Here is a 16,026-nt window from a genome sequence, read left to right on the forward strand (position 1 = left end):
CTAGTGGGGCGTTAATTGCGCTTTATGCAAGAGAAAGCGGTGATGGCATTATGTTTGAACCAGAAGAGTTTGAAGATGATCTCGCTATTCAACAAGATGAAATTAAAGATGAACAGCCGTTAAGCTTTGTTGAAGCTGTAGATAAACCTGAAACAAAACAACCGTAAAAAACCATCGAGTAAGAAATTCTTCTCCAAAATTACGTTTTGTTGATTAATTCTTTGCTGCATTTTAATTCCTTTTTAAAGCGCCTGTGCTAAACAAATAGTGCAGGCGTTTTTTATATTCCTTTATTTAAACAAAATCCTTATTTTTCTCATTTTTTACCAATTTTTTGCGATTTATTTTTGTAACGTTGTAACAAATTGTCAGATAGGCTTTTCCTATATTTTTTAAGACTCAAATCTTAAAGATTTCTTAAATCTCACTAATATTCATTTTATATTCATTGCGAAAATCAAATCTAAATGATCTCATCATCATAAATCCACTGAAAAGATATTTCATATAAAGAATAACCGAAGAAAAGATTCCAAGTCGAAACATTAAAAACGCCATAAAGATATGCTGTAGGATATGACAAAAAGAGCGGTACAAAAGTTACTTTTATATGTATATTATTTAACATAATATACATTATGCGAAATCAGTTATCAGGTTAGCAAAAACTACGGATCAACAAAATCACAGACTTATACACAGATTACTTTCACTAGTTAAACAAGGTAAAATTAAGGTTTTTGACCACGCTGTAACGCTTAGGTTTTATGAGTTACACACTGTCAATGATGAAATGTAAAGGAAAATTAAAGAATGATGTAGATAAATATGGCAGTCAAAATAAACGCTAGATAAAAAATCTAGCCTTGCTTAATTGAATTAAAAATCAATGTAACAAAATCTATAATCTTTACGATGATTTTACTTACCTGCTATTTTTGAGATCTTAAGAACAATAACTGGAATAAGATTAGTTAATCTATTTAATGATTTTCCGCTTTTTAGCCTTACTTTATTAATTCTAAATGATTGCGCTACGCGAAAAATAAAAAAATCGAGCAGTTAGATTACTCGATTTTTTATTCTACGCAATTTAGCAAAATTCAATCAGATTGTTACAGTATCACAAATCTAACCCAATAATTTTACCCCATATTCATAAACCTGCTGCAATAAGGCTAATTTTTCAGGATTATTTTGATATTCTTCCGCCAAGGCTTGTAATTCTTGCTTGCACCGCACTTTGTTCCAGCTTTCTACGGCGGTATTTATCCCAGCGTAATTGCTCTGCTCGGCTTAAAGTCTTGTAGAAATGGCGCGCGCGATAATGGAATAACAACGCATCAACACGTTTATCTTGGAAGGTTAAATTATGCTCGGCCAACTTTTCAGGGGATAAATCGCGTAAAATGGCCATATTATTCTTGTCATTTGGACTGAAAAATCCACTATACAATTCAGTTTCTACATTATCGCTTGGCTCAAAGACGTGTTCATCAGTGAAAATCTGTAATACTTTTTCACGAATGTTGAGATCTGCACGCAATTTAGCAAGGTTTGCTAAGCAACGCTGGCGGTCAATGCCTAAGCGTTGTGCATTTTCTGGTAGTAAGGTTTTGGCTGGAGCTAAAATTGGACATTTGTTGATATGCACTAATTTTAATGGTACAGGTAAAATACCTTGTTCTTCCAATTCCGCTTTTTGGTATATAAATTTTGGCGTAATTCTTCCGCACTTTTATTGAGTAGATCATCAATATTGCTATCTAAATCACATACGATGACGGCATTTTTATGGTTGGGTGCCAGGCTAAAGGGGCAATCCAAGTGGTGTTACCGCGATAATTCCCCAACATTCCTGAAACGTGCACCAATGGCGTCATTTCTGCAGTGTTAATCATTGCTTCAAGGGATTTTTTATCGCGATGCTCAAAGAAAAACTGGAATAATCTTGGCTGTTTTTCCTTGATTAATTTCGCCATTTCAATGGTTGCATACACATCAGCCATTGCATCGTGGGCATTGCTATGCTCTATTCCATTGGCTTTGGTTAAATTTTCTAAGCGGAAAGATGGCATTCCGTCATCATCATAAACCCAGTTTATGCCATCAGGCCGCAAGGCATAGCAGGCACGCACTAAATCCAGTAAATCCCAGCGAGAATTGCCATTTTTCCAGCTATATTCGTAAGGATCGATAAAATTCCGATAAAAGGTATAACGGGTCATTTCATCATCATAACGAATATTATTAAAGCCCATTACACAAGTGTTTGGTTGAGAGAACTCTTGCAAAATTCGCGCAGCAAATTCAGGTTCAGGCAAGCCTTGCTCATTGCATTGCTGTGGTGTAATGCCCGTTACCATTACCGCGGTTGGCGAGGGCAAGTAATCATTGGTTTGCTTGCAATAGAACATCACAGGCTCGCCAATAATATTAAAATCCTTATCCGTGCGAATCCCGGCGAATTGTGCAGGGCGATCGGTGGCTGGATTTACCCCAAAACTTTCGTAATCGTAAACAAAAAAACTGAAATTATCTTGCATTATCTTACCTTGTCAAAAAAGGTTCTAAATAAAATAGGCTAAGAATAGCAGAAATACCAAGCATCACGCCTACCCCATTGATTTTGCTTATTTTTTCTTTGAATACTATTGCACCAACAAGCGTGCCAAGACAAATTACGCCAATATTCATTCCAGCAAAAACAAGGGTTGGATTTTGGCTGAAACTTTGATGAGCGCGAATATAAAATAGAATATTCATAAAATTTAGCCCGCCGAGTACAATGCCAGCTAACAGACTCGCCCCATTCCACTGGGTTCGTTTAATCAATAAATACATAAACATCACGCACATTGCTAAGGCAAAGGCAATAAACAAGGTAGTTGGAAAGGCGCTGCCCATTTTGGCGGTCTGCTTGAATAAAATATCAATCACGCCATAACCAAACCACACAGCGAGCAAACTCAATCCTCCTTTAACCGAAAGCCCTTGCTCGACGCGGTTTATTGATTAAACAAAATAACGCTGAAAACGCCAAGATTAAGCTGATAATACGCGATTGACTGAGCTGTTCGCCAAATAATACAAACGCCGCCAAAATAGGCAAAAATAAAGATAAACGCTGCGCTGCATCAGAACGCACAATGCCTGCAAATTCAACGGCTTTTGACATAATGATAAACACGCTAGGCAGCAATAAGCCTAAACTCAGGAAAATCGCGCTATTTTCATTTTGTACGATAAAATCGGTAAAGCCTTGCCCTTGAAAGTTCGGCTGTAATAAAAAATAGCTGAGTAAAAGTGCGATAAGATAATTGAAGGCGATTGCTTGCTCGATCACCACGTTGAATTTGCGTGCGACTTTTAGTAATACAGAAACAGCAACACTGCAAGCAATGGCGAGAAATAAATAATGCATTTTATTTCCTTGGAAAAATCTACGTTAATCATCGACAGCAAAGAAACAAAAGTGCGGTCAAAAAATCTGGATTTTTACACCGCACTTTTACATTGCTTATTCTGTTGCGCCAAATCCACGCAAAGCAGAAACTTGAACCATTTCTTGGTTACCAAAAATCTTACGCACCAGTTTATAGGTTGTCCCTTTCTCTGGGCTGATATTTTCAGGGGCTGCAATGAGTAATTGCATATCCAAGCGAGAGCAAAGCTCAAATAAGGTGGAAATAGATTTTCCATCTAGACGTGCCGCTTCATCAAGGAATAATAAGCGACAAGGCACAATGTCTTTACCACGAATACGGCGGCTTTCTTCTTCCCAGCTTTGTACCACCATTAACAAGATTGACATACCAGTACCAATGGCTTCACCTGTTGATAATGCGCCACTTTCCGCACGCAACCAGCCGTCTGCGCCACGATAGACTTCCACTTCCAAATCAAGGTAATTGCGGTAATCCAACAATTCTTCGCCAATGGTTTGTGCCGTACGCTGCCCCATATCAATATGCGGATTTAAGCGCTGATACAATTTCGCAATGGCTTCGGAGAAGGTAATGCGGTTATCAGAGAATAAATCTTGATAATCCTCTTGGCGATCGGAAAGTGCGTCCAGCAACATTGCGTGAGTATCACGAATATTCACCACTAAGCGCACCGATTTCACCTGACCAAAGGCAATATTTTGTAGTCCTTGGTTAAGCATACGAATACGATTTTGCTCACGCTGAATAGTTTTACGCATAATGTTCGCCACACTTTCAGAACTAATCGCCAATTTTTTCTCACGATTGGTTAATTCTGCGGTAAGGCGAGATAATTCGATTTCCATTTGTTCAATCGCATCAATTGGATCGTCCGTTTTGATAATGTCTTGACGGATACGCTCACGCAAATGCTGATAAACCGCAATAAAGAACCGCACTTTATTTTCAGGCTTGCGATTATCTTCCGATGAACGCAAGGCATCACGCAGATATTCATTATCCGCCACCGCGGTTCGCAACGCACCAAGGGCTTTATCTGACATTGAACGCAATTCATCGGCAGAAAGATAAGCCAGTTCACGACGATTTAAGCGTTTTTCCACATCACTATTGCGTGATAAACGCAACACCACACACCAGCTGGCTTTCATCGCGACCACCAATTCACGCTGGGTTTTGTAATCACGCTCCGCTTTGCGAATACGGCGGTTCAGATTTTCACTTTCACTTTCGATGAGCGTTAATTGTTTTTCTAAATAGCGGCGGCGGTTACGCACGGTTGAAAGCTGTTGCGAAAGCTCATCACGGCGAGCTTGGGCGCGTTGCTCTGCCCCGTCATCTGCGCGTACACCAAGCTGGCTGATTTCTTCAAGTAGCTCGTTGAGCACTTTATTTTTTTCTTCATAAGAACTGCGCAGTTCAATATAAACTTGATTATATTGGGCAAAACGCACTTGTTTTTGACGCACTTGCTCGCGTTGCTGTTCGCGCTGTTGTTGCACTTGCTCTAAACGGTTACGCAGTTGCTCATTTAATTCGGAGGTTTCCGATTGCACGCTTTCTTTGTAATCAAAATGCGCTTTACGCTGCGCTACGTCCGCCAAGGCAAACACACGCAACTGTACTTGTTTTTGCTGATTAACCGCTTGTTCGTATTCCGCTTTTAAGCGTTCGTAATTTTCAGGATCGCTTTGTAGAGTGTTGGCAATCGGTTCAAGCTGTGACAATGTCACGCCATATTGACGGATAAAATGCTCATCTTGCTCGGCTAAATCAAGCTGTTCGCGACATTCTTCAATGCGATCCAATAAACTTTCATCATCAACTACAGAAAGCTGCGGAATCAGTTTATTTAATAACTGTAATTTTCCTTAGCACTGTCTAATTTAAGACGAATTTGTTGTTCTGTGGTGCTAAACTGTCCTAATTCACGCTCAATTTCTCCTTGTTCACGGCGAATTTCTGCCATTAACTCTTCAGGATTTGGCTGGAATGCAAGGGCCAAGTGTAAACCAACAAATTGGCTGAAATGTTCGTGTAAACGTTGGCATTTTTGCACATCAAAGGCGCATTCTGCATATTGTTCCGACACCTCATCACGTTCAATTTGCAAGGCTTCTAAATGTTTTTCCCGCGCGGCACGGCCAAATAATGGAGTTTCAGGGAATTTTGAATAACGTAATTCACGGTTCGACACCTGAACCACAACCCCTAGCTCAAGCTCTTGAGCTGACAATACGCTGTCATCAAAAGAACTTGGATCCCCTTCAATAAGGTATAAATCATCAGGGCAATCTTCAAGCTGAGCTAATTGTGCTTTCACCGCCTCTAAATCGCGCACCACAATTGCGTGGCGAGCTGGGCCATATAGCGCAGAGAAATAAGGGGCATCTTCAATCGGCACATCATCATAAAGCTCAGAAAGTAACACGCCCCCAAAGCGTTCTGCTAACACATTTAGACGCGGATCTTCAGAACCATCTGGCTGACTTAAACGGGAAATTTGCTCATCAAGTTGCTGACGTTTTTGCTCTAACTGATCGCGTTTAATGGTTAATTCACGTTCTTTCACCAACAGTGATTGCATAAAATTCATCACATCTTGGCTGTCGCTAAACTGGCTATGGCTTTGTTCTTGCAAGCGCTCAAGTGCAGATTGGGCAGTGAGCCAGGCTGGCGCTTTATTGGCATTTTCATTGTAACGCGCGTTCAACTGTTCACGTTTTTGACGCAAGGTTGAGCGCTGTTCCACCTGCTCCGCCAATTCTTCATTTAGCTCATCAACAAGGCTTTCTTGCTCGGCATAATATTCTTCAATTTCATCGGCGGTTTCGAGTTCTAATTCTGCACGCTGATTAAATTCTTTCAATAAAACGCACCGCACTTTGTTGTTGCTGATAACGCTGTTCCAATTCGTGTAATTTAGCGCGAAGTTGTGGCGTTTGTTGCGCTTGCACTTTTTGGCTTGGATATTCTCGCAACAAGGCTTTTGCACTTTCCCACGCGGCCGAACGCGGCATTTCCCCTGCAATTTGGCAAACGAGTTGATAGGCTTTATCAAACTGCGATTTCGCCATTTCGGAAATCGACATTTTTTGCTCTAAATCCAGCACTTTATTGGTGAGATCTTCGGCTTGCGCAGCAAATTCGGCGTGGTAATCTTCCACGTTTTTAGTGGAAAGATCCGCTAAACCACAAAGGGTTTTGGCTTTTTCCAGCGCTTGAATAGCTTGTTGATATTGCAACGCACGAGTTTGTTGCGCATCAAGGGCTTGTTGATAATCCGCTAATTGACCACGCAGTTGATCCACTTCTTGCTCATACTGTTCTAACTGCGCTTGGCTTTCTTCGTGCTGTTCAGAGGCTTCTTCTACGGCAAATTTTTGTTCTTCTAACTTTTCCCGTAGACTTTCTACATCATCTTGATAACGTGAGATTTTTTCTTGATGACGTAAGGCATTCAACACTAAATTCAGATGATCAACGGCACTTTGATGATCCACTTCAAGGGTTTGTTCACTTTCGTTGAGTTCCGCCAATTCACGGCTAAAATCCACCAAGCGATGTTGCGATAAATCGCGCTCCGATTTAGCTAAATACCATTCTTTACGGTGCGCTAACGCATTTTCCACATTGCCGCGGCGTTCGTTGGCATTACGCATATAATCTGACGCTACATAATTGGTGGTTTCAGTAATTAAATGCTTGAATAAATCACGATCTGATTGCGTTACTTTAATCGCTTCAAGGGTCATTCGGTTTTCGCGCAAGGCACTTTCCATATCTTGGAAAGCCTTACGCACCCCTAAGTTTTCTGGCAATAAATAATCACGCAAAGATCGGGTAATAGCGCTGGAAATCCCACCGTAAAGTGAGGCTTCGATTAATTTATAAAACTTGCTGCGATCAGAAGACGAACGCAGACGCTTAGAAATAATGCCTAAATCAAACATCATTCCGTGATAATCGGTGATTGAGTGATATTGCTTAAATTGCGCGCCAAGTGTTTCGATTTTTCTTTTAATTCGTTTAAGGTCAGCACACGGGCTTGACGCTCACTTACCACTTCAGTTAGGACACTAATTGGCGCTAAAGATAAAGGGAGACCTTGAATAGAAAAGGTTTTAATATCCACTTTTTTATCGCGCCCAGCCACTTGTTGCAGACGTGCGCCCACTAAAACACGTTGATGACGAGAATTCACTGCATCTAACACGGCATAACAAACCCCTGGTTTGAGTTTACCGTGCAAACCTTTATCCCGTGAACCTGTGGTTGCCCCTGCTTCTGTGGTGTTACGGAAATGCAATAGAGTTAAATCAGGAATCAGTGCGGTAACAAAGCCGGCCATTGTGGTGGATTTCCCTGCCCCATTTCCCCCTGATAAGGTGGTAACTAATTCATCTAAATCAAAAGTGCGGGCAAAAAAACCGTTCCAGTTAATCAGTGTGAGTGAACGAAATTTCCCACGTTCTACATTTTGCCCAACAGGTGCGGCCGTATCTTGCGATTGCACCGATACGGTTTCCATAATATCTAATTCTTCCGTTTGATGATTTTCCATTTCTTCGCTTTCAAGGGTTAAATTATCGCTTTCTAATTCAAATTCTTTGGTCATTATTCTTCCCCTTCTTCATCAAATTCTTCAATTTCTTCACCATTTTGCACCGCACTTTTCTCATCTTGTAAGGATTGTGGTGTTGCGGCTTCCCCATCGCGGATTAAGCGTAATTGCGCTTCCATTGGATCATCACCAGCGCGCACTTCTGCACCAAAACGGAATACTGCTTCTGAAATCACAAATTTTCCACTATGCTGATCACCGACGGTTGAAATCATTCCTAAACGGCGTAAGCGATTTAATGCGGCGCGGACTTTTTCTGCCAGTTTTTGTTTATCTAAATCTGAACCTGAAGAACGCTGATTCACCACTTTTAACAGCTTGCTTTCATCGGCTAAATTGAGCAATTCATCATACACTTCTTGCGTGCTAAAAATGCCTTGTTGAGCAAGGCGCTCTGGGCTTAAATACAAATAACACAGCACTTTACCAACCAACATTTCTAATTCAGAAAGCACCGAACGTGCAATCAGCGTAGTGGCTTTAGGGCGCAAATAGAAAAAGCCTTCTGGCGCTCGGATTAGTTCCACATTATAACGGCGGTAAAATTGATCTAGTTCGGGTTGAAAATCCATCAAAAACGCGTGATTATCCAATTGCTCTATACTAATGTGTCGCCCTGCACGTAACTGACTATCCACCACAGGGAAAAGAGGGTTAGCAATAGCTTGGGCTTGTTTTATTGAAAGTATCTCTTGTAGCTGTTCTGTCATTATTTGGTTCTCTAAAAATTAGTTATATTCATCAATGAGATTGGCTTGTACTTCAGCGCCCTGCTCGTTAATTTTTTGCCATTGCGGATAAGCGCCAGTTAAATCACCACTTGCCATACCTAAGCGCATTGCCTGATCGACAATAATTCGTGCCACATCAAAATGGCGTGAAACTGGGTAATTTTCCAACTGTTCTTTTAGCACTAAACTCAAATCAATCGGACGGTTATGTTCACGGTAGGCAATTAAGAGGCTTTGCATATGTTCTACAATTTGATCGTGTAAATCAGCCAAACTTTCGTATTGTAATTCTTCTGGCAGTTCCCCGAGCGCATCTTCTTCACGCAGCACCAGTTCTTCATCACGCAAATCCACTAAACGCTCAGCCTGCGCTGTCCATAAATACCAAGGATTTTCAAAATATTGTTGAATAGACTGACGTAAACGCTGAGAAAAGACGCGATTTTTGTCCATATCAATGGCGGTACGGATAAATTTATGCACGTGGCGGTCATAGCCAATCCATAAGTCAATAGACTGTTGCCCCCAGCTGATAATGCGGTCTAATTTTGCTTGCAAATCAATGATAAGCTGATCGATAAAATAAAGATTTTCCTGACCGATCACACAATCTTGAATGCGTAATAATTGTGCTTGCAGTTTATCTCCGGCAGAATTGAGCGTATCTTGCAATTCACGCAAATTGCTTGATGTTTCATCTAACAAGCGTTCACAGCTTGAAATAGCGGCTTGCCAATCTTTGGTTAATAGCTCTGCGATTTCATCTTTAATGCTTTGCTGATTTTCGTCCATCACACGTTGAGAAAAATCAATGCTATCAAAAATCTCCGCCACAGAATATTTTAATGGCGCAAACACATTACGCCGCCAATGATGCTCATCGCCCCCTTCTTCCGCTGCTTCAGAAGCGCGTTGAATTTCATCTGCCACAATTGAAAGCTGAACAGAAAGGCGTAAGGCAGAAAATTCACGTTGGCGAATATAATAATCCGACACCCCAACGCCCAACGGCGTTAAACGATAAATCGCCAAGCCTTCGGTAAATTCACTACTAAAACGATTGAGAAAGCGCTGTTTCACTAATTCATTAATCGCATTATTGGCGCGGGTGGCAATATTATCGGGAGATTGCTCAAAGGCTGAGGCGATATGACGAAAAATATCCACTAAATCCGTTTCCAGCATTTCACCGTCTAAGCGCTCATTGTTATAAATGGCAATCGCCAATAAAAACGCCAAACGATCGGTAGGCAAATTCAGCGAAAACTCTCGCTCTCTCGCCCAAGAAACCAATTCAGGGATTGTTTGTGATGTTTCAAGCATTGTGTATTCTCACAAGCAAATAAAAATTAGACAAAAATTGTAGTTGATTATACAGGAATTTTTACGGATCTTGTAGATCGTTTTTTCTACTTATTGCTACCTAAAAAAAGACCCCTAATCCTGCACATTCCTATTGGAAAAAATCCCATTACCCCTTACTATACGCAAGTTTTTTAAATTGATATAACCGAATAATAAACCCAATGAGCGAAAATTTAACTTCTCAAAACGAAAAAACGAAGAAACAAATCTATAATTTCAATAAGTTACAAAAACGCCTACGCCGTAATGTGGGCGCGGCCATTGCTGATTTTAATATGATTGAAGATGGCGATAAGGTGATGGTGTGTTTATCTGGTGGTAAAGACAGCTACACGTTGCTGGATATTTTGCTTAATTTACGCCTTAACGCACCAATTCATTTTGACATTGTGGCGGTAAATTTAGATCAAAAACAACCGGGGTTTCCTGAACACGTCTTGCCTGAATATTTAGAAAGCATTGGCGTGGATTACAAAATCGTGGAAGAAAATACCTACGGCATTGTGAAAGAAAAAATTCCTGAGGGCAAAACCACCTGTTCCCTTTGTTCTCGTTTAAGACGTGGGATTTTATACCGCACAGCCACAGAACTTGGCGCAACCAAAATCGCCCTTGGGCATCATCGTGATGATATGTTGGAAACCTTATTTCTCAATATGTTCTACGGCGGCAAGCTGAAATCAATGCCACCAAAACTGATCAGTGATGACGGCAAGCAAATAGTGATTCGTCCACTGGCTTATTGTAAAGAAAAGGACATTGAAAAATATTCCATCGCCAAACAATTCCCGATCATTCCTTGTAATCTATGCGGTTCGCAACCTAACTTGCAACGCCAAGTGGTAAAAGAAATGTTGCAAACTTGGGATCGCCAATATCCGGGGCGCATCGAAACAATGTTCAGCGCAATGCAGAATATTGTACCTTCGCACCTATGCGATAAAAATTTGTTTAATTTCAAAGATATTCAACGCGGACAAAACTTAGATGGTGTGGAAGGAGATATTGCTTTTGATAAACAAGATCTGCCTACTACCCCATTATTCCAAGATGAAGATGAGCAAACAGATTTCAGCCAAAATGAAATGATTGCGTTTAAGGAAGTGAGTTAAACAAAGGCTGAATAAAAGAAGAGCAAAAAATAAAGTGCGGTGAAAAAATCAAAAATTTTCCACCGCACTTTTTATTTCTGTATTTTCTATAACTCGGTTTTACATTCTACGCGCTTGCCAATAAGTGCGTGTCCAGTAAGGGCTGTTGAGTGAAGAATAAATCACGCCGCCTTTAGTTGAAGCATGTAGGAATTGGCCGTCTTTCACATAAATACCAACGTGGTAGCCATTTGGCCCGCGCCCTGTTTTAAAGAAAACTAAATCACCCGTTTGAATGTCTTCTTTGGCTACTTTCGTGCCATATTTGGCTTGATCTTTTGTGGTGCGTGGAAGTTGAATATTAAAACGATCAAGAAACGTTTTTTGGACAAACCCAGAGCAATCAATACCACGGCGACTTTGCCCGCCTAAACGATAAGGCGTGCCAGCCCATTCTCGTTGATGTTTACTCAATAAGGTGATCGTCATAATCTGATCACCAAGTTGTCCTTGATAAGAAATTTTTTGATCTGAACCTGAATTTTTTACTGAATGGGGAGAGCCTGAGCAAGCCGCTAATACAGTAAGACCAAGGGAAACCAAAATAAATTTAGCTAAACGCATTTTTTACCTACAAAAATAAATAAAAGGAAAGCTATCCTAAAACAGGATAGCTTTCTCATCACATAAACTTTAAGCCTTTGGCTTAGATTTTTCTACACGAGAGCGTAATTTTTGACCGGGCTTGAATACCACCACTCGGCGCGCGGAAACAGGTACGCTTTCCCCAGTTTTAGGGTTACGTCCTGGGCGTGAGGCTTTATCGCGTAATTCAAAATTACCAAATCCAGATAATTTCACATCTTGCCCACTTTCCAATGCCACACGAATTTCCTCAAAAAAACTTTCCACCAATAATTTGGCATCACGTTTATTTAGATTATGCTTTTCAATTAAGCTGTCGGCTAATTCAACTTTGGTCAATGTCATAATATTAATCTCTTAAATAAGCATCAAATCGTTGTTTTAATGCGTCTAATACCGCTGAAATTACCGCATTAATCTCTTTCTCTTCAAGGGTTTTATCAGTGTCTTGAATGGTTAAGCTAATGGCTAAACTTTTCTTACCTTCTGGTAAATTCGCCCCTTGGTAAACATCAAATAAACTTACGTTTACAAGCTGTTTTCCACCTGCTTGACGACAAACCTCTAACACATCACCCGCTGGTGTTGCACTATCCACGACGATAGCAAGATCCCGTTTGTTCGCTGGGAAACGAGAAATCTCTTTGGCATTAGGCACAGTGCGTTCTGCAATTGGCGCCCATTCAATTTCAAAGACAATCGGTTTACCCGATAACCCTAATTGTTGCACCACTTTCGGGTGAACCGTACCGATATAGCCGATTTCTTTATCATCAAGGATAATGGCTGCAGATTGCCTTGGATGTAACGCTGGATATGATTTTGCTACAAAACGCAAACGATTTCCAGACTTTGTTAAGGATAAAATGCGTTCTAAATCCCCTTTTAGATCAAAGAAATCGACATTTTCGCCTTTTTGTTCCCAATGAACAGGGCGTTTATCCCCCACAATCGCTGCACCGATAACATATTCTTGACGCACGCCACTTTCCGCTTCCGCATCAGGAATAAAGCGTAGTCCGCTTTCGAAGATACGCACGCGACTTTGCTGACGGTTTTGGTTATAAGCAATCGTAGTTAATAATCCTGGGAGCAAGGAAACACGCATTGCTGACATTTCACGCGAAATCGGATTTGGTAAAATTAACGCTTCTTGCTCTGGGTGTAAAAGTTGTTGTACTTCAGGATCAACAAAGCTATAAGACACCACTTCTTGATAATCACTATCCACAAAAGCGGTACGCACACGCACCATTTCAAGCAAGCTTTCAGGGATTGGCTTCATTTTTAAATGGGCTAATGGGGCATTATTTGGAATATTGTTATAGCCATAAATGCGTGCCACTTCTTCAATAAGATCTTCTTCAATTTCAATGTCAAAACGCCAGCTTGGCGAAACCGCAGTCCAAAGCCCGTTGTCATAACTCACGGTTAAGCCTAAGCGTTGCAAAATATCCGTTACGGTTTCCGTTGGGATATGATGGCCGAGTAAATGATCCAATTTCTCACGGCGTAATTGCACTTGTTTCACTTTTGGTAAATCAGCTTCGCTGACCACTTCGCAAATTTCACCGGCTTCCCCACCGCAAATTTCTAACAATAACGCGGTTGCGCGTTCCATTGCTTTATGCTGAAGATTAAAATCCACACCTCTCTCAAAACGGTGTGAAGCATCGGTATGCAAGCCGTATTGTCTGGCTCGGCCAGTAATAGCTAATGGGGCGAAAAATGCCGCTTCAAGAATGACATCTTTGGTTTCGGCATTTACGCCACTTGCTTCACCGCCGAAAATACCTGCCATTGCTAATGGCCCATTTTGATCCGCAATGACAAGGGTATTTGGTTGTAATTTAGCCGTTGTGCCGTCTAATAACACCAGCTCTTCGCCCTCTTTCGCCATACGCACTTGCACAGGTTGCGCCACTTTGGCGGCATCAAAAGCGTGCATTGGCTGACCGAGTTCAAGCAAAATATAATTGGTAATATCCACCACAGGATCGATAGAGCGAATACCGCAACGACGTAATTTTTCTTTTAGCCAAATCGGGGTTTCCGCTTTTACGTTCACATTTTTAACCACACGCAATAAATAACGAGGGCAAGCTTCAGGGGCTAATACCTCAATTTGTGCTTTGTCCGCGATGGCCGCTGGCACGGCTTCAATCACAGGGGCATTCACTGCCGCTTGATTTACCACGCCCACTTCACGTGCAATCCCCGCAATGCTTAAACAGTCCGCACGATTTGGCGTTAAACTGATTTCAATGCTGTTGTCATTTAATTGCAAATATTCACGCAAATCTGTTCCCACTGGTGCGTCAGCAGGCAATTCAATAATGCCGTTATGATCGTCAGAAATACCGAGTTCGCTAAATGAACACAGCATTCCTTCAGAGGGTTGTCCACGCAATTTGGTTTTCTTAATTTTAAAGTTACCAGGTAACACTGCACCATCAACCGCACAAGCCACTTTTAATCCTTGACGGCAATTTGGTGCACCGCAAACGATGTCTAACAAACGATCACCGCCAACATTCACTTTGGTTACGCGTAATTTATCTGCGTCGGGGTGTTGGGCACATTCCACCACTTCCCCCACCACAACGCCTGAAAATGCTCCAGCCACTGGCTCAACGCCATCAACTTCCAAGCCGAGCATAGTAATTTGATCACATAATTGTTCAGTGCTAATGGCAGGATTTACCCATTCACGCACCCATAATTCACTAAATTTCATATTCTTTCTCTATCGTAAATTTTATTCGGTCAATCGGATTAATTATTTAAATTGTTTTAAGAAACGCAGATCGTTTTCAAAGAATGAACGCAAATCTGTTACATTGTAACGTAACATTGTTAAACGCTCTACGCCCATACCCACCGCAAAGCCAGAATATTCTTCTGGATCAATCCCCACATTGCGTAACACATTTGGGTGAACCATTCCACAACCTAACACTTCAAGCCATTTGCCATTTTTCCCCATTACATCAACCTCAGCAGAAGGCTCAGTGAATGGGAAATAAGACGGGCGGAAACGCACTTTTAAATCTTCTTCAAAGAATGCACGCAAGAAATCGTGTAACAAGCCTTTTAATTCGGTGAAATTGGCGTGCTTATCCACATAAAGCAATTCAATTTGGTGGAACATTGGGGTGTGGGTTTGGTCGTAATCATTACGATAAACACGCCCAGGGGCGATAATACGGATAGGTGGTTTGGCTTTTTCCATTGTACGAATTTGCACCCCAGAGGTTTGGGTACGCAATAAACGCTGTGCATCAAACCAGAAGGTATCGTGATCGGCACGGGCTGGGTGATGAGCGGGGATATTTAACGCATCAAAATTGTAATAATCCGTTTCAATTTCAGGCCCCACTTCCACCGTAAAACCTAAATTAGAGAAAAAGCTCACCACACGCCCAATAGTTACAGAAACAGGGTGCAAGCCACCAAGTTCCGTTTTACGCCCTGGCAAGCTCACGTCAATACTTTCTTTGGCAAGCTGAGCATCTAAGGCTTCTTGCTCCCATTCCGCTTTTTTGCTGTTTAATAAGTCTAAAACTTTCTGTTTTGCCTCATTAATTTTCGCCCCCATTGCAGGACGCTCTTCGGCGGCAATATCACGCAACCCTTGCATTAATTGGGTAAAATGCCCTTTTTTACCAAAATATTCTACGCGAATCGCATCTAGGGTTTCGAGGCTTTTATCGTGCAATTTCTCAATCGCGTCTTTTGCCTGTTCTGTAATGTCTTTAAGGTGTTGCATACCTATCCTCTATGAGTAAATAAATCTGATAAGAATTGAAAAAATGCCTTAATAATAATACTAACGCCTTAAAAAATCACGTTTTTATTGTGGCTTTTCACAATTATTCTCCCTTTCCCATTGCTGAATTTTTTCTTGCACGGAAAGTGCGGTGAAAAATTTGCCTGTTTTTGGCAGAGTTTTCACATTGATCCACTGGTCTTTGTAAGTAAATTTCAGCTGATAACAATGCAAATAAGTGCGGTCGGATTTTTGCTTATTTCCACCATAAAGTTCATCACCTAAAATCGGGCTGCCTAGGCTTTTCATTGCCACGCGTAATTGGTGCGTCTTGCCTGTTTGCGGAAACAAA

7 protein-coding genes and 5 pseudogenes (1 of these 12 only partly in view) are annotated in these 16,026 nt (G+C 41.2%); 2 read left to right on the plus strand and 10 right to left on the minus strand.

Annotated features, from left to right (window positions below; all coding sequences use genetic code 11):
• A pseudogene (locus C3Z13_RS12485) lies at nt 1-167 on the plus strand (ClpXP protease specificity-enhancing factor); the annotation flags it as partial.
• A 964-nt stretch (nt 168-1,131) separates the two neighbouring features.
• Here C3Z13_RS12485 and sbcB read toward each other — a convergent pair.
• From sbcB to mukF, 5 genes and pseudogenes are all read right to left on the minus strand, one after another.
• Nucleotides 1,132-2,546 (minus strand): annotated as a pseudogene (gene sbcB / locus C3Z13_RS10400) (exodeoxyribonuclease I).
• Nucleotides 2,547-2,550: 4 nt separating this feature from the next.
• Nucleotides 2,551-3,424, minus strand: a pseudogene (locus tag C3Z13_RS10405) (EamA/RhaT family transporter).
• A gap of 96 nt (nt 3,425-3,520) precedes the next feature.
• Nucleotides 3,521-7,980, minus strand: a pseudogene (mukB, locus tag C3Z13_RS10410) (chromosome partition protein MukB).
• 86 nt (nt 7,981-8,066) lie between these two features.
• Nucleotides 8,067-8,783: a chromosome partition protein MukE gene (mukE, locus tag C3Z13_RS10415; RefSeq protein WP_103855871.1), complete on the minus strand. Its 717-nt coding sequence runs from the start codon at nt 8,781-8,783 to the stop codon at nt 8,067-8,069.
• A gap of 18 nt (nt 8,784-8,801) precedes the next feature.
• Nucleotides 8,802-10,127, minus strand: a complete 1,326-nt coding sequence (mukF, locus tag C3Z13_RS10420; protein WP_103855872.1) for a chromosome partition protein MukF — start codon at nt 10,125-10,127, stop codon at nt 8,802-8,804.
• 203 nt (nt 10,128-10,330) lie between these two features.
• Between mukF and ttcA the strand changes: the two genes are divergently transcribed.
• A complete protein-coding gene (gene ttcA, locus C3Z13_RS10425; RefSeq protein ID WP_103855873.1) occupies nt 10,331-11,281 on the plus strand; it encodes a tRNA 2-thiocytidine(32) synthetase TtcA in 951 nt (316 codons plus the stop codon).
• 99 nt (nt 11,282-11,380) lie between these two features.
• On the opposite strand, the gene C3Z13_RS10430 is transcribed toward ttcA, so the two are convergent.
• From C3Z13_RS10430 to C3Z13_RS10450, 5 genes and pseudogenes are all read right to left on the minus strand, one after another.
• Nucleotides 11,381-11,884, minus strand: coding sequence for a C40 family peptidase (locus C3Z13_RS10430; RefSeq protein WP_103855874.1), 504 nt, complete (start codon nt 11,882-11,884; stop codon nt 11,381-11,383).
• A 69-nt stretch (nt 11,885-11,953) separates the two neighbouring features.
• Complete coding sequence (locus tag C3Z13_RS10435) at nt 11,954-12,250, minus strand: integration host factor subunit alpha (protein ID WP_103855875.1); 297 nt, start codon at nt 12,248-12,250, stop codon at nt 11,954-11,956.
• Nucleotides 12,251-12,254: 4 nt separating this feature from the next.
• Nucleotides 12,255-14,642 (minus strand): phenylalanine--tRNA ligase subunit beta, encoded by a 2,388-nt coding sequence (gene pheT / locus C3Z13_RS10440; RefSeq protein WP_103855876.1) that lies wholly within the window; start codon nt 14,640-14,642, stop codon nt 12,255-12,257.
• Nucleotides 14,643-14,684: 42 nt separating this feature from the next.
• On the minus strand, nt 14,685-15,674 hold the full coding sequence (gene pheS / locus C3Z13_RS10445; protein WP_103852849.1) for a phenylalanine--tRNA ligase subunit alpha: 990 nt from the start codon (nt 15,672-15,674) through the stop codon (nt 14,685-14,687).
• 84 nt (nt 15,675-15,758) lie between these two features.
• Nucleotides 15,759-16,026 (minus strand): annotated as a pseudogene (locus C3Z13_RS10450) (TIGR01621 family pseudouridine synthase) (it continues 432 nt past the right edge of the window).

The sequence above is a fragment of the Avibacterium endocarditidis genome (assembly GCF_002921145.1).
In the GTDB taxonomy this organism is placed as follows: domain Bacteria; phylum Pseudomonadota; class Gammaproteobacteria; order Enterobacterales; family Pasteurellaceae; genus Avibacterium; species Avibacterium endocarditidis.